The sequence below is a fragment of the Nocardioides sp. genome, assembly GCF_036503465.1.
Lineage (GTDB): Bacteria > Actinomycetota > Actinomycetes > Propionibacteriales > Nocardioidaceae > Nocardioides.
This window is the reverse complement of sequence record NZ_DASXWU010000028.1, coordinates 54,894-75,823: the sequence shown is the minus strand read 5'-3', so window position 1 is coordinate 75,823 and position 20,930 is coordinate 54,894. Positions and strand designations below refer to the sequence as shown.

The 20,930-nt window shown below is 71.2% G+C and carries 17 protein-coding genes; 8 read left to right on the top strand and 9 right to left on the bottom strand.

Annotation, left to right across the window (positions count from 1 at the left end; translation table 11 throughout):
* Positions 1–12: 12 nt before the first annotated feature.
* From carB to VGK78_RS04550, 3 genes are all read right to left on the bottom strand, one after another.
* On the bottom strand, positions 13–3,384 hold the full coding sequence (gene carB / locus VGK78_RS04560; protein ID WP_331526239.1) for a carbamoyl-phosphate synthase large subunit: 3,372 nt from the start codon (positions 3,382–3,384) through the stop codon (positions 13–15).
* Positions 3,384–4,517 (bottom strand): glutamine-hydrolyzing carbamoyl-phosphate synthase small subunit, encoded by a 1,134-nt coding sequence (carA, locus tag VGK78_RS04555; protein ID WP_414690631.1) that lies wholly within the window; start codon positions 4,515–4,517, stop codon positions 3,384–3,386. The genes carB and carA overlap by 1 nt, the downstream gene beginning before the upstream one ends.
* Before the next feature lie 135 nt (positions 4,518–4,652).
* Positions 4,653–5,450, bottom strand: a complete 798-nt coding sequence (locus VGK78_RS04550; RefSeq protein WP_331526237.1) for an alpha/beta hydrolase — start codon at positions 5,448–5,450, stop codon at positions 4,653–4,655.
* A 76-nt stretch (positions 5,451–5,526) separates the two neighbouring features.
* Between VGK78_RS04550 and VGK78_RS04545 the strand changes: the two genes are divergently transcribed.
* Positions 5,527–6,621 (top strand): DNA glycosylase AlkZ-like family protein, encoded by a 1,095-nt coding sequence (locus VGK78_RS04545; protein WP_331526236.1) that lies wholly within the window; start codon positions 5,527–5,529, stop codon positions 6,619–6,621.
* Here the strand turns inward: VGK78_RS04545 and VGK78_RS04540 are convergent.
* The 3 genes from VGK78_RS04540 to VGK78_RS04535 form a co-directional block, all read right to left on the bottom strand.
* Positions 6,578–8,251, bottom strand: coding sequence for an ATP-binding cassette domain-containing protein (locus tag VGK78_RS04540; RefSeq protein ID WP_331526233.1), 1,674 nt, complete (start codon positions 8,249–8,251; stop codon positions 6,578–6,580). The genes VGK78_RS04545 and VGK78_RS04540 overlap by 44 nt on opposite strands.
* A gap of 287 nt (positions 8,252–8,538) precedes the next feature.
* Positions 8,539–9,144: a calcium-binding protein gene (locus VGK78_RS20320; protein ID WP_414690630.1), complete on the bottom strand. Its 606-nt coding sequence runs from the start codon at positions 9,142–9,144 to the stop codon at positions 8,539–8,541.
* Between the two features lie 146 nt (positions 9,145–9,290).
* Positions 9,291–9,737 carry a hypothetical protein gene (locus VGK78_RS04535; protein WP_331526230.1) on the bottom strand — a complete coding sequence of 149 codons (447 nt, stop codon included), beginning with the start codon at positions 9,735–9,737 and terminating at the stop codon, positions 9,291–9,293.
* Positions 9,738–9,833: 96 nt separating this feature from the next.
* Here VGK78_RS04535 and VGK78_RS04530 point away from each other — a divergent pair, with 96 nt between their 5' ends.
* Entirely contained in the window at positions 9,834–10,610 is a 777-nt protein-coding gene (locus VGK78_RS04530) for a hypothetical protein (protein ID WP_331526228.1), read from the top strand.
* Positions 10,611–10,650: 40 nt separating this feature from the next.
* On the opposite strand, the gene VGK78_RS04525 is transcribed toward VGK78_RS04530, so the two are convergent.
* Together VGK78_RS04525 and VGK78_RS04520 are read right to left on the bottom strand one after the other, a co-directional pair.
* Positions 10,651–11,586 (bottom strand): proline iminopeptidase-family hydrolase, encoded by a 936-nt coding sequence (locus VGK78_RS04525; RefSeq protein ID WP_331526226.1) that lies wholly within the window; start codon positions 11,584–11,586, stop codon positions 10,651–10,653.
* A gap of 34 nt (positions 11,587–11,620) precedes the next feature.
* Positions 11,621–14,392 carry a helix-turn-helix transcriptional regulator gene (locus VGK78_RS04520; RefSeq protein ID WP_331526224.1) on the bottom strand — a complete coding sequence of 924 codons (2,772 nt, stop codon included), beginning with the start codon at positions 14,390–14,392 and terminating at the stop codon, positions 11,621–11,623.
* Between the two features lie 141 nt (positions 14,393–14,533).
* Here VGK78_RS04520 and VGK78_RS04515 point away from each other — a divergent pair, with 141 nt between their 5' ends.
* The 6 genes from VGK78_RS04515 to VGK78_RS04490 are packed head-to-tail and all read left to right on the top strand — an operon-like array spanning position 14,534 to position 20,041.
* Complete coding sequence (locus tag VGK78_RS04515; protein WP_331526222.1) at positions 14,534–15,094, top strand: OsmC family protein; 561 nt, start codon at positions 14,534–14,536, stop codon at positions 15,092–15,094.
* A gap of 10 nt (positions 15,095–15,104) precedes the next feature.
* Positions 15,105–16,304, top strand: coding sequence for an NAD(P)-binding domain-containing protein (locus VGK78_RS04510; RefSeq protein ID WP_331526221.1), 1,200 nt, complete (start codon positions 15,105–15,107; stop codon positions 16,302–16,304).
* Positions 16,301–16,666 (top strand): nuclear transport factor 2 family protein, encoded by a 366-nt coding sequence (locus VGK78_RS04505; protein ID WP_331526218.1) that lies wholly within the window; start codon positions 16,301–16,303, stop codon positions 16,664–16,666. The genes VGK78_RS04510 and VGK78_RS04505 overlap by 4 nt, the downstream gene beginning before the upstream one ends.
* On the top strand, positions 16,663–17,928 hold the full coding sequence (locus VGK78_RS04500) for a cytochrome P450 (RefSeq protein ID WP_331526216.1): 1,266 nt from the start codon (positions 16,663–16,665) through the stop codon (positions 17,926–17,928). The genes VGK78_RS04505 and VGK78_RS04500 overlap by 4 nt, the downstream gene beginning before the upstream one ends.
* Positions 17,925–19,163: a glycosyltransferase gene (locus VGK78_RS04495; protein ID WP_331526215.1), complete on the top strand. Its 1,239-nt coding sequence runs from the start codon at positions 17,925–17,927 to the stop codon at positions 19,161–19,163. The genes VGK78_RS04500 and VGK78_RS04495 overlap by 4 nt, the downstream gene beginning before the upstream one ends.
* A complete protein-coding gene (locus VGK78_RS04490; protein WP_331526214.1) occupies positions 19,163–20,041 on the top strand; it encodes an alpha/beta hydrolase in 879 nt (292 codons plus the stop codon). Before VGK78_RS04495 ends, VGK78_RS04490 begins: the two co-directional genes overlap by 1 nt.
* Here VGK78_RS04490 and VGK78_RS04485 read toward each other — a convergent pair.
* Complete coding sequence (locus VGK78_RS04485) at positions 19,998–20,927, bottom strand: alpha/beta hydrolase (protein WP_331526211.1); 930 nt, start codon at positions 20,925–20,927, stop codon at positions 19,998–20,000. The two genes, VGK78_RS04490 and VGK78_RS04485, sit on opposite strands and share 44 nt — an antisense overlap.
* Between the last annotated feature and the right edge of the window lie 3 nt (positions 20,928–20,930).

The following is a 20,930-nucleotide window of genomic DNA, read 5'->3' as shown; positions in this document are numbered from 1 at the left end:
CGCGCCGCCGGGTCAACGGGCGGCCCAGTCCTGCAGCGACCGGACGCCGATGTCGCCGCGGATGCGCGCCTCGATCCCTTGGACGGCGGCACCGAGGCCCTGCACGGTGGTCATGCAGGGGACGTTCGCGCGGACCGCGGCGGTGCGGATCTCGTAGCCGTCGACGCGGACCGCTTGTACTGAGGAGCCGAGGGACGTGGCGTCTCGAAGTGACCCGCCGCTGCCCGACGAGCCATGGGGTGTGTTCACGACCAGTGCCACGTCGCCGCCGGCGATCAGCTGCACGGTCGTGGGCTCGCCGTTCGGACCTGGCCCGTCGAAGTGCTTGCGGACCACCTGTGCGTGCACGCCGTTGCGGCGCAGCACCTCGGCGGTGCCCTCGGTGGCCAGGATCTCGAACCCGAGGTCGGCCAGCACCTTGATCGGGAAGATCATCGAGCGCTTGTCGCGGTTGGCCATCGAGACGAACACCTTGCCGGAGGTCGGCAGCGAGCCGAACGCCGCGGCCTGGGCCTTGGCGAAGGCCCGGCCGAAGTCCGCGTCGAAGCCCATCACCTCGCCGGTGGACTTCATCTCCGGGCCGAGCACGGTGTCGACGTAGCGACCGTCCGGCTGGCGGAACCGGTTGAACGGCATCACCGCCTCCTTGACCGCGATCGGGGAGTCACCGGGCAGCGTGCCACCGTCGCCGGCGGCCGGCAGCAGACCCTCGGCGCGCAGCTGCTTGATCGAGTCGCCCAACATCACCCGTGCTGCGGCCTTGGCCAGCGGGGTCGCGGTGGCCTTGGAGACGAACGGCACGGTCCGGCTGGCCCGCGGGTTGGCCTCGAGCACGTACAGCACGTCGGAGTCGAGCGCGAACTGGATGTTGATCAGCCCCACTACACCGACGCCTCGGGCGATCGCCTCCGTCGCCTCGCGGATGCGCTGGATCTCACGGTCGCCGAGCGTGATCGGCGGCAGCGCGCAGGCCGAGTCGCCGGAGTGGATGCCGGCCTCCTCGATGTGCTCCATGACGCCGCCGAGGAACAGCTCGTCGCCGTCGAACAGCGCGTCGACGTCGATCTCGACCGCGTCGTCGATGAACCGGTCGACCAGCACGGGGTGCTCGGGGCTGATCGCGGTCGCGCGGGCGATGTAGCCCTCGAGCGCGCCGTCGTCGTACACGATCTCCATGCCGCGGCCGCCGAGGACGTACGACGGGCGGACCAGCACGGGGTAGCCGATCTCGGCGGCGATCGCCTGTGCTTCGTCGTACGACGACGCGAGACCGTGGGTGGGGGCGGTCAGGCCGGCCTCGTGGAGCACCCGCCCGAAGGCGCCGCGCTCCTCGGCCAGGTGGATCGCCTCGGGAGTGGTGCCGACGATGGGGACGCCGGCGTCCTCCAGGCCCTGTGCCAGCCCGAGCGGCGTCTGTCCGCCGAGCTGGCAGATCACGCCCGCCACCGGACCCGCCTGCTGCTCGGCGTGCACGACCTCGAGCACGTCCTCGAGCGTCAGCGGCTCGAAGTACAGGCGGTCGGAGGTGTCGTAGTCCGTCGAGACGGTCTCGGGGTTGCAGTTGACCATGATCGTCTCGAAGCCGGCTCCACCCTCCCCCTGCCCGAGCGCCATCGAGGCGTGGACGCAGGAGTAGTCGAACTCGATGCCCTGCCCGATCCGGTTCGGCCCGGAACCGAGGATGAGCACCGCGGGGCGCTCGCGAGGCGCTACCTCGGTCTCCTCGTCGTAGGAGGAGTAGTGGTACGGCGTGGCCGCGGCGAACTCGGCGGCACACGTGTCGACCGTCTTGTAGACGGGCCGGATGCCGAGCGCGTGCCGGACCCCCCGGACGACGTCGGCGGTCATCCCGCGGATCTTGCCGATCTGCGCGTCGGAGAATCCGTGCCGCTTGGCCAGCCGCAGCAGCTCGGGCGTGAGCTCGGGAGCCGCCGTCACCTCGGCGGCGATCTCGTTGATCAGTGCCAGTTGGTCGACGAACCACGGGTCGATGCGGGTGGCCTCGAAGATCTCGTCGGCCGTCGCACCGGCCCGGATCGCGTCCATCACCAGCTTGAGCCGCCCGTCGTGCGGCACCCTGATCTGCTCGAGCAGGGGGTCCTTCTCGAGCTCCACCCACTCGCGGTGCCAGTCGAAGACGGCGTCCGGCCGCTCGAGCGAGCGCAGCGCCTTCTGCAGGGCCTCGGTGAAGTTGCGACCGATCGCCATCGCCTCGCCGACCGACTTCATGTGCGTGGTCAAGGTCGGGTCGGCACCGGGGAACTTCTCGAACGCGAAGCGCGGCACCTTCACCACGACGTAGTCGAGCGTCGGCTCGAACGACGCCGGAGTGCTCTGCTCCCCCGGTCGGGACGTCACGTCGTTCGGGATCTCGTCCAACGTGTAGCCGATGGCGACCTTGGCGGCGATCTTCGCGATCGGGAAGCCGGTGGCCTTGCTCGCGAGCGCGCTGGACCGGGAGACCCGCGGGTTCATCTCGATCACGACGATCCGGCCGTTGTCGGGATCGACCGCGAACTGGATGTTGCATCCCCCGGTGTCGACCCCCACCTCGCGGATCACGCCGATCGCGATGTCGCGCAGGCGTTGGTACTCCCGGTCGGTCAGCGTCAGCGCGGGCGCGACCGTGATCGAGTCACCGGTGTGCACGCCCATCGGGTCGACGTTCTCGATCGAGCAGACGATCACGACGTTGTCGGCGCGGTCGCGCATCACCTCGAGCTCGTACTCCTTCCAGCCGAGGATCGACTCCTCGAGGAGCACCTCGGTGGTCGGGCTGAGCGAGAGTCCGAGGCCGGCGATCCGGTGCAGGTCCTCCTCGTCGTAGGCCAGGCCCGAGCCGGCGCCGCCCATGGTGAAGCTCGGCCGGACCACGACCGGGTAGCCGAGCTCCTCCACCGCCGCCAGGCAGTCGTCCATCGAGTGGCAGATGGCCGATGCTGCGACCTCGGCGCCCCACTCGGCGGGCAGGCCCTCGACGATCCGCTTGAAGGACTCGCGGTTCTCCCCCTTCTCGATCGCCTCGATGCTCGCGCCGATCAGCTCCACGCCGTACTTCTCGAGGACGCCGTTCGCGGCCAGGCTCATCGCGCAGTTGAGCGCGGTCTGGCCGCCGAGGGTGGCGAGGAGCGCGTCCGGCCGCTCCTGCGCGATCACCTGCTCGACGAACTCCGGCGTGATCGGCTCGACGTACGTCGCGTCCGCGAACTCCGGATCGGTCATGATCGTGGCGGGGTTGGAGTTCACCAGGATCACCCGCAGACCCTCCTGACGGAGCACCCGGCAGGCCTGGGTGCCGGAGTAGTCGAACTCGCAAGCCTGCCCGATCACGATCGGGCCGGACCCGATGACCAGGACGGACGCGATGTCGGTGCGCTTGGGCATCAGGCGTCCCCCCCGCCCAGCAACGACACGAACCGGTCGAAGAGGTAGGCCGCGTCGTGGGGGCCGGCGGCGGCCTCGGGGTGGTACTGGACCGAGAAGGCGGTCAGGGCGCCGTTCTGGTCGCGGAGCTCGAGGCCCTCGACCACGTCGTCGTTGAGGCAGACATGGCTGACGCTCGCCTCGCCGTACGGCGTGCCGGTGGCGGCGTCGAGAGGGGCGCGGACGGCGAAGCCGTGGTTGTGCGCGGTGACCTCGACCTTGCCGGTGGTGCGGTCGAGCACGGGCTGGTTGATGCCGCGGTGGCCGTAGGTGAGCTTGTAGGTACCGAAGCCGAGGGCCCGTCCGAACAGCTGGTTGCCGAAGCAGATCCCGAAGTACGGCAGCCCTTGCTCGAGTGCTCCCCGGAGCAGCTCGACCTGAGCCGTGGTGGCGGCCGGGTCCCCCGGCCCGTTGCTGAAGAAGAGCCCGTCCGGCCGGACGGCGAGCACGTCGTCGAGCGTCGACGTGGCCGGCAGCACGTGGGTCTCGATGCCGCGCTCGGCCATCATCCGAGGGGTGTTCGCCTTGATCCCGAGATCGAGCGCCGCCACGGTGAACCGACGCTCACCGTCCGCCGGCACGACGTACGCCTCGGTCGTGGAGACCTCGTCGGAGAGGTTGGCCCCCGCCATCTGACCGGAGTCACGAACGCGGGACAGCAGCGCCTCAGGGTCGCTCTCGGTGGAGGAGATGCCGACCCGCATCGCCCCACGCTCGCGCAGGTGCCGGGTCAGCGCACGGGTGTCGATGCCGGAGATCCCGACGACGCCCTGCTCGCGCAGCGACTCCTCGAGCGGCCGGCGCGACCGCCAGCTCGACGGCACGCGCGCCGGGTCGCGCACGACGTACCCGGCCACCCAGATGCGCGAGGACTCCGGGTCGTCGTCGTTGAGACCGGTGTTCCCGATGTGCGGGGCCGTCATCACCACGACCTGACGGTGGTACGACGGGTCGGTGAGGGTCTCCTGGTAGCCCGTCATCCCGGTGGCGAAGACCGCCTCTCCGAAGGTCTCCCCGGCGGCTCCGTAGGACGTCCCGCGGAACGTCCGGCCGTCCTCGAGGACCAGCAGGGCGGGTGCTGCGGTGGCATGCAGCGGCACGCCGTACCTCCTTCTCCGCCTCACGGGACGGATCGTTAAAGGATGTCGAGCGGTGCCGACCTTAGCAGGGGTCCGTCCGTACGGCGGACTCCGCGCCGCGGGTGGGACGGAGGTCGCTGAGAACGCGCCTCAGAGCGCGGACACGAACGCCGTGATCTCGGCGAGCGTCCTCTCGTCGGCCTCCAGATGAGGCAGGTGGGCGACTCCGGGGAGCTCGACCAGGCGAGCGTTCGGGATCGCGGACGCGGCGTGCGCGACGTACTCCTGGAGGTACTGCAGGTCGAGGTCGCCGATCATCAGCAGCGTCGGCACCGTGATCTCGCCCAGCCGCGGCCACGCGTCGACGTCGTCGTCCTGGTCGCCGGGTTCCTCGGCCTCGATGGCGATCCGGTTCATCTCGAGGAAGAGCTCCCGAGCTTCTCCGTCCACTCGACCGTCGGGCGCCAGTGGACCGTCGAGCCAGACCCGGGCGTCGAGCCGGTTCACCTCGTCGAGGTCGCCACGCTCCCACGCGGCGTCCGAGGCGTCGCTGAGGGCCTGGACCTCGGGCTCGTAGACGTGCCCGGGGCCACCGGTGATCGCCGGCGCGATCAACACCAGCGCCCGGACGCGCTCCGGGTGGGTGAGCGCGAGGTGCAGCGCCACCCGGCCACCCATCGAGCAGGCCACGACGACGGCGGAGTCGACGTCGTACGCATCGAGGACCGCTACGGCGTCCTCGACGCCCGACCAGCCGTCCTGGTGCTCGTACGTCGTGCGTCCGTAGCCCCGCTGGTCGTAGGTCAGGCACCGGTGGTCCGGCAGCCGGTCGACGACGTGTCGCCAGCTGCGCTGGTCGGTGACCCCGGCGTGCACGAGCAGCACGCTCGGCTCCCCGTCTCCGTGCGACTCGGTGGCGAGCTGGGCCGATCCTGAGGTGACGTTCATCGACCGACCAGTGAACCGGCCCGGTGACCGGCGCTCAACCGGTTTACGTCGCCCCGCTGCACTACCGTGCCGGGTCATGGCCGCCCAGGACCGACCGGTGCACCAGCTCACCCGGGACGAGGCGCGGCAGATCGTCGTCCGGGCGACCCGGCTCGATGCAGACCGGCCGACGGATCTGCTCAGCCTGGTCGAGCACCTCACGGCGCTACCGGTGGAGCCGACCCGGGCGATCGCGCCGAGCTACGACCTGGTCTGCTGGTCGCGGCTGGGGCCGGCGTACGAGCCCCGGGACCTCGACGACCTGCTCACCGAGCGCTACCTGTACGAGGACGCCGACGGCATCCGGCCGATGGCCGACCTGGCGCTCCACCTGGAGGAGATGCGGGCCTGGCCGTGGTGGGAGGAGACGCGCGACTGGCTCGAGGCCAACGAGCTGTTCCGCGACGAGGTGCTCGACATCCTCGATGCCGACGGTCCGCTCCCCTCTCGCGACGTGAAGGCGACCGCACAGGTGCCCTGGCGGTCGTCGGGCTGGAACGTCGACCGCAACGTGCGGATGATGCTCACCTGTCTCCTCGCCCGCGGCGAGGTGGCGGTCAACGGACGGGCGGGCACGCAGAGGAAGTACGACCTGGCCGACCGGGTCTACCCGCCCGGCGTGGCGGCGGTGCCGCGCGACGAGGCCCGGGCCGAGCTCGACCGCCGCCGCCTGCGGGCGCTCGGCATCGCGCGGGCCAAGGGGACGATGCTCCCGGGCGAGCCGATCCACGTCGGCGAGGCGGGAGAGCCTGCCGTCGTCGAGGGGACTGCCGGCGAGTGGCGGGTCGACCCGGCCCAGCTCGGCCTTCCGTTCGAGGGACGGACGGCCCTGCTGTCGCCGTTCGACCCGGTGACCCGCGATCGGGTGCGGATGCAGGACCTCTTCGAGTTCGAGTACGTCCTGGAGATGTACAAGCCGGCCGCGCAGCGGCGGTGGGGCTACTTCGCGCTGCCGATCCTGCACGGCGACCGGCTGGTCGGGAAGCTCGACGCCACCGCCGACCGGAAGGCGGGCCGGCTCTTCGTCGACGCCGTCCACGAGGACGTGCGGTTCACGAAGGCGATGGCCGAGGCCCTCGACGCCGAGATCACGGCGCTGGCCGAGTGGCTGGGGCTGGTGCTGGAGCGGTGAGCCGCTGCTCGTCGCCGTCCCACCGCCTCCGCAGCCACCGATCGTGCGTGGCCACGATGACCGTGCCCGGCGTCGTATCCAGTGCCTCCTCGATCTCCCCGGCCAGGGCCAGGGAGAGATGGTTGGTCGGCTCGTCGAGGAGCAGCAGGTCGGGTGCGGCCGCGATCGCGACGGCCAGCGCCAGCCGGCGACGCTGGCCCACGGACAGCAGGGCGACGCGGGTCGCATGCCGGTCGGGCGGCACCAGACCGAGCTCGCGGAGCGGCGTCCGGGCGGCGCGCTGCTCGCCGACGAGCGCGTCGTACGTCGCCCCCGCGCTGAGCTCCGCTCGGTCGAAGCGCACGTCCTGCATCAGCTCGGCCACCCGGTGCGCGGTCACCGCGACCGACCCGGAGGTCGACGCGAGCCGGCCGGAGAGCACACCCAGCAGTGTGGACTTGCCCGAGCCGTTCGCGCCCGAGACGAGCAGGTGCTGTCCCGCGGTCACGTCGAGCCGGTCCAGCGAGAGCCGACCGGCCACCACCAGGTCGCGGACCTGCACCACCCGTCCGGAGGCGCCGTTGCCGCCGGTCAGATCGGCCCGTAGCCGCAGGGGCGGGCGCGGCTTGCGCACCTGCTCCCGCTCCGCAGCCTCGAGGCGCCGCTCGGCGTCCTTCCTTCGGCGCGAGAGCGTGCGTTCCACCCGCGAGCCCTTGAACCCGTAGATGTACTTGTCGTTGTCGCGGGGCGGCCGGTTGTGCGCGATGGCCGAGGTCCCGATCCGGGTCGCGGCCCGGAGCCTGGCCAGCTCCTCCTGCTGCTCGGTGTACGTCTCCTCCCAGCGCCGGTGCGCGGCCGCGCGGTGCTCCTCGTAGGCCGTCCAGCCTCCGCCGAACCGGCGCCCTCCCCGGCCGTCCGTCCCGAGCTCTCCCGCCGGTCGGGGGTCGAGATCGAACAGGTCCGTGCACACGTCGTCGAGCAGCACACGGTCGTGGCTGGCCAGCAGCAGCACGCCGGGCAGATCCCGTAGAAACGAGGACAGCAGGTCGATCGCGACGTCGTCGAGGTGGTTGGTCGGCTCGTCGAGCAGCAGGCAGCCAGGACGCGTGGTCATCAGGGTCGCCAGCGCCAGCCGCGTCCGCTGGCCGCCCGAGAGCGTGCCGATCCGTCGCGACGTGTCGAGCGCTCCGAGCCCGAGCCGCTCGGCGGCCTCCTCGGCTCGACGGTCGGCGTCCCAGGCGTCATGCGCCACAGCCCGGTCGAGCGCGGCGGCGTACGCCGTCTGCGCCTCATCGTCGGAGTCGTCGGTGATCTCGAGCGACAGCCGCTCCACCTCGGCGACCATCCGCCGCAGCGGCGCGAGTGCGCCGGCGAGAACCTCGCCGATCGTCTGCTCGTCGCCGAACGGCGGCTCCTGGCCGAGCATCGCCAGGTCCTCGGGCCGGTCGACGAGACCGGTGACCAGCGCGCGCGACGGGAGCGTGCCGGCGACCGCCCGCAGCAGGGTGGTCTTGCCCGAGCCGTTCTCGCCGACCAGGCCGATCCGCCGGCCGGGCTGGGCGGTCAGGTCGATGCGGTGCAGCACCCGGTGGGTGCCGATCCGGACCTCGAGGTCGCGGACGTGGAGCGTGGGGATGGTGGGCGCTGACATGCGGGAGCCTTCGCTGCTGCAGAGGAGGACTCGCCGGGCAGTGCCGCGGGCGCGAGTCGGGTCAGCGTGCGATCCACATGATGCGCGGAGCCTACGGGTCGATCCCACGGGCGTCCAAGCCGATTGCGCGCGCACGGCAAGGATCATCCACGATGGGGGACCGCGCAGTGAGCGGTCACGCGATGCCGGCATGTCAGCGGCATGAGTAGCGTGCGTTCCTTGCACGAGCGAATCGGATAGATCCGGCGCACCTCGCAAAGGAGTGTCGCGGTGGCTGACCAGAACTGTCAGTGGCACCGGCGCGTGTGGTCGCCCGGATCCGCCCTACAGGTGTTAGACCCTCGACCGCCGCGGAGCCAATCGCCGCCGACACCGTCCTTGGCGTCCAGCGAGTCGTATCCGTGACTTCCCCAGAGACGGTCCCTGCCGGTGCCAGCCAGAAGGATGTCGGGGCCGCCGAGGCCCAACAGGTCGTGGCTGCCAGGGCCACCCGCCAGGCTGTCGCCGTTGGGCCCACCATCGAGGAGGTCCCGCCAACGGCCGCCGCTCAGCGTGTCGCGCCCCAACTGCCCAAGGATCAAATCGATGCCGCCACCGCCGCGCAAAGTGTCTTGTCCAGGGCCACCGCAGATGATGTCATCGCCTTGCAGGCCACGAATCACGTCGTCGCCCCCGAGACCCATGAGCACGTCATGGCCGCTCGTCCCCACCAGGACGTCGTCGCCCGTTGTGCCAACGATCGTTGCGCGGGTCTCCGCGCATCTGTGGCTCGTCGCCCCGAGCTCTGAACCGGGATCCCGACCGTCGATACGACCAACACTGCTACGGCGGCGAGGCCCGTCCGTCGCCACCTGCCCATTGCGCCGTCCTTGCCTGTAGAACCTGGATGGCATGAAAGGTCCAGTCGTTCAGTGTGTATCCGCTCCTCGGGCCGGCGCACCTGATGCGCGTGCAATGGCGGCGGAGGGACCCGTCCGCTCGATCGGCATGAGCGTGCGCCGGACAGCGGCACGGACGGACGCGCTGGCGAAGGGCGGTGTCAGGCGTAACGGCGGCGAGTCCACAGCCACGCCTGACCGCCGACCGCGATCCCGATCAGGAAACCGGCAGCAGCGATGGCCGCGTCAGCACCTATGACGCCTCCCGCGCTGCTGTAGTCACGGCTAGACGCGAAGATCACCGCCATGTCGACGCCCAGCAGGCCACCAGCCACGAGGCCGAGCCCTACCCACAGGACGCCAACCCTGATGTCATGGGCTGAGCGGTAGCGCAAGTAAAGCGCCAGCAGCGGGATGGCAGCGACGAGCCCTGCGTCGAGGGCCATCACCGGCACGACGAGGTCGACAGAACCGAGGCTGGCAGATCCTAGGGCGCGGGAATCCATCTCCTTGACGAACAGGTACCCAACCCCGATCACGGCGACGATCACACCGGCAGCGGTCGTAGCGACAACGCCGGGCAGAGTGGGTCTTCGGGAGACCTCCATGGGTAGATCGTGCCGCTCCTGGCCTCGGGTTGCCACCGATTCGACCAGCCGACGTAGTCCCGCTCAACGGCATGTCCGTCGTTTCGGTCTGGTCGCTTGGCCGGTGGCCGCGGCCGTAGTCCTCTCCTGGGCGACCTCGGAGAAACGGACACCGTCGACAAGCGCCGGGTCAAGGCCCTGCTCGTGCTGTCCCGGCCCGACCTGGCCGCTGAGTTTCTGACCGCCTACCAGGCGTGGTCCGACCGTCCCGAGGACCCCGACCAGCCCGTGACCCCCGCCACGACCCGCTCGACCGGCGGCCCGGGCACGGGCCCGAAGCCGGTGATCGACTGGGCCGGGCTGCTGCCCCAGGTCGTGGTCAACGTCTACGTCTACGTCTACGTCTACGGCGCAGAGAATGCCGAGGAGGACGGCCAGCCGACCGGTGAGGGGATCGCCCGGGTCGAGGGCTGCGGAGCGGCCACCGAGACCTGGGTCAAGGAACACCTCTCCCCGCTGGCGAAGGTCACCGTCCGGCCGGTGCTCGACATCGAGGCCCTGGCGCCGGTCGATGCCTACGAGATCCCCGAGCGACATAGACAGGCCGTGCACCTGATGACCCCGGCCGACACCTTCCCGTTCTCCCCAGCCTCGACCCGACCAGGTCGACCACACCCTGCCGTATCGACACCGACCCGACGCGGTCGGCGCCGGACAATCCCGGATCGGGAACTACGGACCGATGTCCAACCCCACCACCGCCTGACGACCTTCGGCCGATGGACGGTCAAGCGACCCTTCCCCGGCATCTACCTCTGGCGCGACCCCTACGGCGCTCTCTACCTCGTCGACCACACCGGCACTCGACAACTCCCCCGAGACGAAGCCGCCTGACCGTGGGCTCAGTCCGGGGGCAAGGGACTGCTTGTCCGCTTCACAGGGAGTGCAGGAACCCGACCAGCCCGGCGAAGTAGGTGTCAGCGTCGTCGACGAGCGCGAGATGACTGCCGTTCGGCGAGTGGTGGTAGCGGCCCTGGGGCAGCTGCTCGGCCATCCATCGAAGGTGGGCCGGGTCCATGGTGTCGTGCTCGGCACCCATCACGAGCGTCGGTACGCCGATCCGGCTCAGGTCGCCGGTCCGGTCCCAGTGCTCGAGCCGGCCGCTGGCACCGAGCTCGCTCGGGCCCTGCATCGGCACGTAGATCGACTGGTTCATGTTCTCGAAGCCGCGGACGACCGGGTCGGGCCACTCGTCCACGGGCAGACGGCAGACGTGGTGGACGTAGTGGTGCTCCATCAGCAGGGCCTCGTACGAGGGGTCGTCGGTCTCGCCCGCCGCCTCGAGCCGCTTGATCTCGGCCAGAGCGTCCTGGTCCATCGCCGGCATCAGCACCTCCTCGGCGTACCGGTTGTACGCCGGGATGCTGGCCATCATGTTCGAGATCACCAGCCCCTTGAGGTTCTCCTGGCACTCCAGGGCGTACTCGATCGCGAGCACGCCACCCCACGACTGCCCGTAGAGGACGAAGCTCTCGGGACCCAGCCCGAGCGCCACCCGGACCTGCTCCACCTCGTCGACGAAGCGGTCGATCTCCCACAGGGACGGGTCGTTCGGCTGGTCGCTGTAGTGGGACCCGAGCTGGTCGTAGAAGTAGTACTCGACCCCCGCCGCCGGCAGGTAGGCGTCGCACGTCTCGAGGTACTCGTGCGTCGCGCCCGGGCCTCCGTGCAGCAGCAGCACCTTCAGGTCGGGGTTGTTGCCGACCCGCTTCGTCCACACCCGGAAGTCCCCGGCCGGCGTGGACACCCGCACCATCCGGACTCCGCCGGCGATGCGGTCGGGCCGGTCGGCAGAGTCCAGATAACCCACCGGACGAGCATGTCATGGAGCCCCGCTGTGCGTCCTACGACGGCTTCGCCGTGACGGCCGCCTCCGACGGTCGAACGCCAGGGGTGACGAGCTCGGCGAGTTCCGCACGCGAGCCGATCCCGAGCTTCGTGTAGACCTTCCGCAGGTGGTACTCGACGGTCTTGGGGCTCAGGTACAGGGCCGCGGCTGCTTCGCGAGTCGTCCGACCCTCCGCGAGAAGCAGGCTGACCTGGAGCTCCTGCGGGGTCAGCGAGGTCCGGGGATCGGCATCGCGCCGGAGCACGGTCTCCCCGGTCGCGGCCAGCTCGACGGCGGCCCGTTCCGCCCAGCGTGCGGCGCCGAGATCCTCGAAGTCGTCGAGGGCCGCCCGCAGCTGGTCGCGCGCGCGGACCCGCCGGGCAGCTCGTCGCAGCCGCTCGCCGTACGCGAGCCGGGTGCGAGCGGTCTCGAACCGGTCGAGGGTCGCGGCATGAGCCTCCAGGGCGGACTCGAAGAGCCGCGGCGCGGCGTCGTCGTCCGCCAGCAGCCCTCGTGCCCGCTCCGCCCTGGCCAGCGCCCAGGGCTGGCCCTTGTCGCGGGCCGCACGTTCGTACGACGAGGCCACCGCCTGCGCGTCGGACGTCTCGCCGAGTCGCGCCAACGCATCGACCAGCTCAGCCGCCGGCACCAGGTCGGCATCGGCCAGCTCGTGGACCTGGAGCAGGTCGACGAGCTCGCGCAGGTTGCTCACCGCGGCTCTCGGATCGCCGAGCGACAGCTCCAGGTCGCCGAGGGCGTAGCGCACCCAGGCCTCGGCCATGTGCAGGTGTGCCACGGCGGGGGTCTCGAGCACCTCGGCCACGTGGCGGCGACACTGCTCCTGCCGCCCTTCACGCGACTCGAGCCATGCGAGTCCCGCCAGCGCCATCATGCGCTCGGTGACCTGTCCGGTCTCCTCGGCGAGCCGCGCCGCGACGGAGTAGTTGGCCTCGGCCTCCGGCCACGCCGACGTCGTGGCCTGGTCGCGCGCGAGGTGCCACAGCACGGCGGGCAGCGCACCTATCCCGGCCTGTCCCCGGACCGCTTCGACGAGGTCGCGGACCGCCCGACCACCTCCTGTGGCATCGCGCAGGTACAGCGGCACCTGCATCACGAGGGACAGGCGGTGTTGGTCCTGGTAGACCTCCGGCGTCGCGCGGAGCAGAGGGACGGCTGCGCGCAGGTCGTCCGCGCCGCCGGCCTCTCCGGCGAGGATCCTCGCGGTCCCGGTGGCCACCAGGCCGAACGCCCGCGCGCGGTCGTCCGTCACGGCAGGAGCCAGCTCTGCGAGCCGTCGGGCCAGCGCGGCCGCGGCCGGTGCGCCGGCGAGATAGAAGTTCGCGTTCACCGCGTCCGCGAGGAGGACGGTCTCCTGGTTCGGGTCGGCCGCGAGCTCGGCGGCGGCCATGAGCATCTCCCGGGCGTCCCGCACGCGACCGGTCCGAGCCGCGATCGCTCCGCGCAACGCCAGCTCCTGCATCCGTCCGGACTCCCCCGGACCCTCTCGGTCGTGCGCCTCCAGGAGGCCCAGCGCCCGCTCGGTCAGGCCGGCGGACCAGGCCGTCTCGGCCGCGTGCAGCAACCGCTCCTGCCGGGGCTCCCGGTCGGGTGAGAGCCTGGCCGACCTCTCGAACGCGCCCGATGCCACGGAGTACGCCGTGCGGGCCCGTGCCCGATCGGCGGCCTCGGCGAGCAGGTCGGACACGTCCGGGTCCGGCTGCCACACCGCCTCGGCGAGGTGCCACGCACGCCGGTCCCGGTCGTCGGCCGGAAGCACCTCCGCCACGGCACGATGGGCCGCCCTGCGCTCGCGCGCGCCCGCACGGGAGTACACCGCGGCTCGCACCAACGGGTGCCGGAAGGTGACCCTGCCCGGCTTGACGGAGAGGAGTCCCGCATCCTCGGCGTCGGTCAGGGCCTCCGCGTCGACGCCGAGGGCAGAGCAGGCGCGGGTCGCCACCGCGAGGTCGCCTCCGCAGACGGCGGCGATGAGAGCGGCCGTACGGCACCGTTCGTCCAGTCGGTCGAGTCGACGGGTGAACGCCGCCGTGACCGCGTCGGGGACCCGAGCGGGGAGCTCGGACGGGTCCGTCGCCAGCGCGTCGAGGTCGTCGCCCGCGAGCTCCAACAGGGCCAGCGGGTTTCCGCCCGCCAGCGCCAGCAACGGGTCCAGGCGCCCGGGGGCGAGCGGCCCGCCGGCCGCCCGCGCCACCAGTGCGGCGGAGGCGGCGTCATCGAGACCGGACAGGTGGACCACCGGAAGGCCCGCGACGACGCGGTCCGCCTCGGCGGTGCGGACTGCCAGCAGCACGAGGACGGGGTCGGCCGCCAATCGCCGGGCCGCGAACACGATCGCCTCGGCCGAGGGCAGGTCCAGGAGGTGCAGGTCGTCTATCACCACCGCGACCGGCGCCTGCTCGGCGTACCCGGCGAGGAGACTCAGCACCGCGGCACCGATCGCGAACCGGTCGCTGCTTCCGGGGCCGGACTCCGAGAGCGCGAGGGCGCCGGACAGAGCATCGGCCTGGCGGACCGACAGAGCCTCCAGATGGCTCAGCGCGGGACGCAGCAGCTGCGACAGCCCTGCGAAGGGGATGTGGCGCTCGGCCTCGAGGCCGGTGGCACGCAGCACTCGCACCTCACCGAGGGACGCGAGGGTGTCCTCGAGCAGAGCCGTCTTGCCCACCCCCGGCTCGCCCATCACCACGAGTGCCCCGCCCACCCCCAGCTTCGCCATCGCGACCAGGCGGCTGACGGCCTCGCGCTCTGAGTCCCTCCCCAGCAGCACGAACGGAGTGTAGGACCGCCCGGGCACCAGACGCATGACTCGACTAGGGGGGTCTCCGGATGCGGTCGGCGGCGAAGCGGGGCAAGCCTGTTCCGCGTCACAGCACGATCACGTCGGCCACCGGCCGAGGACGGAGACACCATGACCATCACCACCGCGCCGATCGACAACGGCGTCAACGTCGAGGCGCTGCTCGGCGCCCGTGCCGCGTTCGCGGAGACCCCGGAGATCGCCCAGTTCCAGTGGCGGTCGTCGGTGACCTGGGAGAACGGCACGCACAGCCGCTCCGAGGTCGAGAGCTTCTACGGCTTCGCCGACGAGCAGGTCCACCACACGTCGTTCACCCTCGACGCCGACCACCCGCTGCAGTTCGCGGCCCAGGACAACGGCCCGACCCCGGTCGAGTATGTGCTGGTCGGTCTCGGCTCCTGCCTCACCGCCGGTGTGGCCGCCGTGGCCCAGCAGCGCGAGATCCAGCTCCACTCCGTGAAGGCCACGCTGTCGGCCGACATGGACCTGCACGGCATCCTCGGTGCCGACCCCGAGGTCCGCAACGGCTTCAGCGGCGTCAAGGTCGACTACGAGATCCAGGCAGACGCGTCCGAGGCGGAGATCCAGGCGATCGTGGCGCAGTCGCAGAAGCGCTCGGCCGTCTTCGACATCGTCACCAACCCGACCGACGTCACCGTCACCGTGGTGTAGGGGCCCTCTGATGCCCACCGTCACCGCGGTCGTGGTGGGAGCCGGGCACTGCGGGCTCGCGATGAGCCGCCATCTCGCCGCACGTTCGATCGACCATGTCGTCCTCGAGCGCGGCGAGGTGGCGCACTCGTGGCGCACACAGCGGTGGGATTCCCTCCGCCTGCTCACCCCGAACTGGATGACCCGCCTGCCCGGCTGGTCCTACCAGGGCGACGACCCGCACGGGTACCTCTCCGCCGCCGGGGTGGCCGACCTCGTCGCCGAGTACGCCGTGACGTCCGGCTCCCCCGTGGTGACCGGCACCACGGTGACCTCGGTGCGCCCGGGCGCCGAGGGGTTCGAGGTGGCCACCGACCGAGGGCGCTGGAACGCCCGGACCGTGGTGCTGGCGTCGGGTGTGACCCGCGGCCACGTGCCGGCCGTCGCCCGTCGGCTGCCCGGTCTCTTCTCGATCACCGCGCTGCAGTACCGCAGCCCCGACCAGCTGCCTTCGGGAGGCGCGCTGGTCGTGGGCGCGTCCGCGAGCGGCGTCCAGATCGCCGACGAGCTCCAGCGATCGGGACGACCCGTGACACTCGCGGTGGGCGAGCACGTCCGAGTGCCTCGCCGCTACCGGAGCCGCGACATCCTGTGGTGGCTCGACTCGCTCGGCATCCTCGACGAGCGCTGGGACGAGGTGGACGACGTCGTCCGGGCCCGCAACCTGCCCTCGCTCCAGCTGGTCGGCGCGGCCCACACGCTCGACCTCAACACCCTCCAGGCCTCCGGGATCCGGCTGGTCGGCCGGTTCGCCGGTGTCCGTGACGGTGTCGCGCAGTTCTCCGGCTCCCTGGCGAACGTGTGTGCCCTGGCCGACCTCAAGCTGGGACGACTCCTCGACACCGTCGACGACCAGGTGGGAGGCCGCGGTGAGCGCCCGGAGCCCACGCTCGTGAAGAAGCCGGAACTCGGACTCTCCCTCCGTTCCGGTGAGATCCACTCGATCGTGTGGGCCACCGGCTTCCGACCCGACTTCTCCTGGGTCGACGTCCCCGTCTTCGACCACCGCGGCCGCCTACTCCACGACGGAGGCGTCACCCGATGGCCCGGTCTGTACGTGCTCGGCCTGCCGATGCTGCGTCGGCGGCGGTCGACGTACCTCGACGGCGCTCGCTGCGACGCCGCCGACCTGGCCGCCCATCTCACGGAGACCTTGAAGGAGGCATCGTGAACAACCATCCTCTGGCGACCTCGGTCGCGACCGCCGTGGCCGACCGCGCGCTCGACCGGCTCGGCACACATCTGACGGACGAGATCCGGCTGCGGGCCCTGCTGCCCGGCGGGTCCATCGAGGAGCACGGCCGCGACGCGGTCTTGGCGCGGTTCGCCGACTGGTTCGGCAGCTACGACACCGTCGTCCTCAGCGATGTCGCCGGCGACGACGTCGGCGACCGCGTGCTCGTGCACTACAAGCTCACGTTCGACCCGGACGGCGACAGCCGCGTCCTGACCCAGACGGTCGTGTGCTCGGTCTACGACGGTCTGGTCGGCCGCATGGACCTGGTGTGCTCCGGCTTCCGGACAGCATCATGACCACCGCGGCCACCGACGACACCATCGATGCCGCCCTCGGCCGGTGGGGCGACTACGACCGGGACGACCCGTTCCCCCTCTTCGAACGGGTGCGTCAGGCAGGGCCGGTGCACGAGGTGACCCTGGCGGACGGCCATCGCGCCTTCCTGGTCCTCGGGTACGCCGCGGCGCGAGAGACCCTGAACCACCCGGACCTGTCCAAGGACATGCTCGCGGCGCTCGCCCGCGACGGAGGTGTGGTCGCCGAGGGTCTGCCGGGGCCGGACTTCGCGCGGCACATGCTCAGCGTCGACCCGCCCGACCACACCCGGCTGCGGAGGCTCGCCGCCGGCGCGTTCCGGAGGGCGCGTCTCGAGTCGCTGGAGCCCCGGATCCGGGAGCTCGTGGACGAGCTCCTCGGCGAGCTGGCGGTCACCGAGGAGCCGGTGGACCTGGTGGCCGGGTTCGCGCGGCCTCTCCCGTTCGCCGTGATCGGTGAGCTGCTCGGGATCGACCGTGTGGACCAGCGTCGCCTGTCGGGCTGGTTCGCCGAGCTGTTCGCGCCGTACACGGGGGCCGAGCCGCCTGCCGTGGCCGTGGCCGCCTCCGAGGCGATCGTCGGGTACCTGGACGACCTCGTGGACAGCCGGTGGGACGCGCCCACCGAGGACCTGGTCGGAGACCTCGTGGTCGCCTGCCGTGAGGAGCTGCTGACCAGGCAGGAGCTGCTGTCGACGCTCTTCCAGCTCATCGTCGCGGGCCACGACACGACGACCAGCCTGATCGGCAACGGAGTGGCGCGGCTGCTGCAGCACCCGGACCAGCGCGACGCCCTCGTGTCGGACCCGGTCCTGGTGCCGAAGGCCGTCGAGGAGATGATGCGGGTCGACGCCCCCGTGCACCACGCGACGTTCCGGTACGCCGTGCGGGACACGACGATCGCCGGCGTGACGATCCCGGCGGGCCGGCAGGTGCTGGTCAACCTGGCGGCCGCGGGGCGCGACCCGGAGCGGAACAGCGACCCCGAGCTGTTCGACGTACGCCGGAACGGTGCGGCACACGTGGCGTTCGGTCACGGTGTCCACCACTGTCTCGGAGCCCCCCTCGCGCGGCTGGAGGCGGAGATCGCGTTCACCGAGCTCCTCCGGAGGTTCCCGGGGATGCAGCTGGCGGTCGAGCCGGAGGACCTCCATTGGGGTCACGGCGACGGGCTCGTCCTGCGCGGACTCTCGGCTCTGCCCGTCTTGCTGGGCCCCTCCCCCGAGGATGACAATCGCTCATGACCAGCCGGACCTGGATCCGCGCTCAGAGCCGTCCGAGACGCGCCCTGTATCTCTCGTCGCCCATCGGCCTGGGTCACGCACGCCGCGACCTCGCGATCGCGCAGCACCTCAAAACGCTTCATCCCGACCTGCAGATCGACTGGCTGACGCAGCATCCCGTCACCCGCGTCCTGGAGGACGCCGGCGAGCACGTGCACCCGGCATCGGCCGAGCTCGCGAACGAGTCGTCCCATATCGAGCAGGAGTCGGGTGAGCACGACCTCCACGTCTTCCAGGCACTCCGCGAGATGGACGAGATCCTGGTCAACAACTTCATGGTGTTCAACGACGTGGTCGAGGAGACGCCGTACGACCTCGTGATCGGCGACGAGGCCTGGGACGTCGACTACTTCCTGCACGAGAACCCGGAGCTCAAGCGGTTCTCGTTCGCCTGGATGACGGACTTCGTGGGCTTCCTGCCGATGCCCGACCTCGGCGAGCGCGAGGCGTTCCTGACCGCCGACTACAACGCCGAGATGCTCGAGCAGCGAGCCCGGTTCAAGCGGATCCGCGACCGTCAACTCTTCGTGGGGAACCCCGAGGACGTCGTGGACGAGTCCTTCGGGCCGGGGTTGCCGAACATCCGGGAGTGGACGACGGCCAACTTCGAGTTCGCCGGCTACATCACCGGGTTCGAGCCACCGACGGACGACGAGGTCGCCCGGTCCCGTCGCGAGCTCGGGTACGGCGACGCGGATGTCCTCTGCGTCGTGGCCGTCGGCGGTTCCGGTGTCGGTGAGCCTTTGCTTCGGCGGGTGCTCGACGCCGTGCCGCTGGCGAGGGCACGTCTCCCCGAGCTGCGCTTCCTGGTCGTCACCGGGCCACGGATCGACCCGGGCGAGCTGCCGGACGTCGAGGGGGCCGACGTCCGCGGGTTCGTGCCGGACCTCTACCTCCGCATGGCGGCCGCCGACGTCGCCGTGGTCCAGGGCGGGCTCACGACGACCATGGAGCTGACCGCGGCGCGGGTGCCCTTCATCTTCGTGCCGCTCCAGCACCACTTCGAGCAGAACTTCCACGTGCGGCACCGCCTCGAGCGCTACCGCGCAGGCCAGTGCGCGTCGTACGCCGAGATCAGCGATCCGGAGTGGCTGGCGGAGACCCTGGTGAAGCTCCTCGACACCGAGGTGTCCTGCCGGCCGGTCGAGACCGGCGGCGCGGAACGCGCTGCCGCGATGCTGGCGGAGCTGCTCTGATGCGCGCGATGTCTCCGGTCACCGACGGGATCCTCGACAGGGACGGCTTCGGCGTCGGCTACGCGGTGTACGGCGACGGACCGGTGACGGTCTGCCTGGTGATGCCGGACACGTGCGTCCATGCGAGGGCGTGGAAGGCACAGGTCCCGTTCCTGGCCCGGTTCTTCCGGGTGGTGACGGTCGACCCGCGGGGCAACGGCCGCTCCGACCGGCCGACGAGACCCGAGCAGTTCGCCCTGTTCGAGCTGGAGGGCGACGTCTGGGCGGTCCTGGACCATGTCGGCGCCCGGACCGTGGTGCTGGGAGGCCTCTGCGGTGGCGCCGCCCTGGCCACCGTCCTGGCCGCGGAGCGGCCCGAGCGGGTGCTGGGGCTCGTGGCCATCAATCCGGGGATGGCCCTGGGTCCGCCGCTGCCGCACAAGGTGCAGTACGACTTCGAGGCGGAGCTCGACACCGACGAGGGCTGGGCGAAGATGAACCGGCACTACTGGCAGCGCGACTGGCGCGGCTTCTGGGAGTTCTTCTTCGGAGAGATGTTCCCCGAGCCGCACTCGACCAAGCAGGTGGAGGACACCGTGGCCTGGGCTACGGAGACGACCCCGGAAGTGATGCTCCTCGACCACGACGCCGACGGCGACCCGCGCTTCGGAGAGGGCGCCGAGGAGGTCTGTCGCCGGGTCCGCTGTCCGGTGCTCGTCCTCAGCGGCTCGGAGGACAGGTGTCAGAGCTTCGAGCGAGGCCGGCGCGTGGCCGAGCTGACGGGAGGCGACTTCGTGCTGCTCGAGGGCAGCGGCCACCTCCCGAACGCCCGCGACCCGGTGAAGGTCAACCTCCTCATCCGCGACTTCGTGCGGCAGGTGTCGGGCGACCTGGTCTGAACCCGGATCCGGCGACTGACACCATCGAGTCGATCACGCGGTTCACCGCGACCGGGTCGCGTCCCTGGGGCAGGTGGCCGCTGCCCTCGAAGGTCACCAGAGTGCCGCCGGTGAGCTCGGCCAGCCGGGCGCCGTGCGCGTGCGGGACCACGCCGTCGCGGGTCCCGTGCACGACGACGACCGGACAGCGGACGGCAGCGGTCTGCTCCTCGATCGAGGTCCGTGGAGGCTTCAGGGCCAGCTCACCGAGCACCAGGATCTCCGCGTCGGTCCCCCGGCTCCAGCCCACCAGGTCCTCCACCAGCTTGGTAGAACGGGGTTCGTTCACGGCCTGGTCGAAGAAGAACGTCACGAAGCCCGGGTAGTCGCGCAGCCAGGAGTACCGGTTGTAGCGATCCCATCCGTCGTCGGCGCCGGTGTCCTCGTTCCACCGGGCGAAGGCCGCGGCACGCTCCTCCCCGTAGTCGCCCAGGCCACGGATCGAGGGCGCGATCGCCACCCAGGCGGCCACCCGTTCGGGGTGCTCGGCGGCGAGGGTGAGGGCCTCCTCGTTGCCTGCTGAAAGACCCACGACGACGGTGCGTCGGGTGCCCGTGGCATCGAGGACGTCGATCGCGTCCTGGGCCAGCTCCTCCCGCCCGTATGCCTCTCGATGCCGGGGCCGGTCGGAGAGCCCGTTCCCGCGCGGGTCGAAGGTCAGCACGCGCGTGCGCCGTGCCAGGAACGGGACCTGCAGCTTCCACACCTCGGCCGAGACGATGCGCCAGGTGGGCAGCAGCAGCACGGCCGGCGCGTCCGGATCCGGCAGCTCGCCGTACTCCCGCCACGCGACGCGTACGCCGTCGCGCTCCACCACTCCCGTGCGGTCCGGCTCGCGCGCCTTCATGCG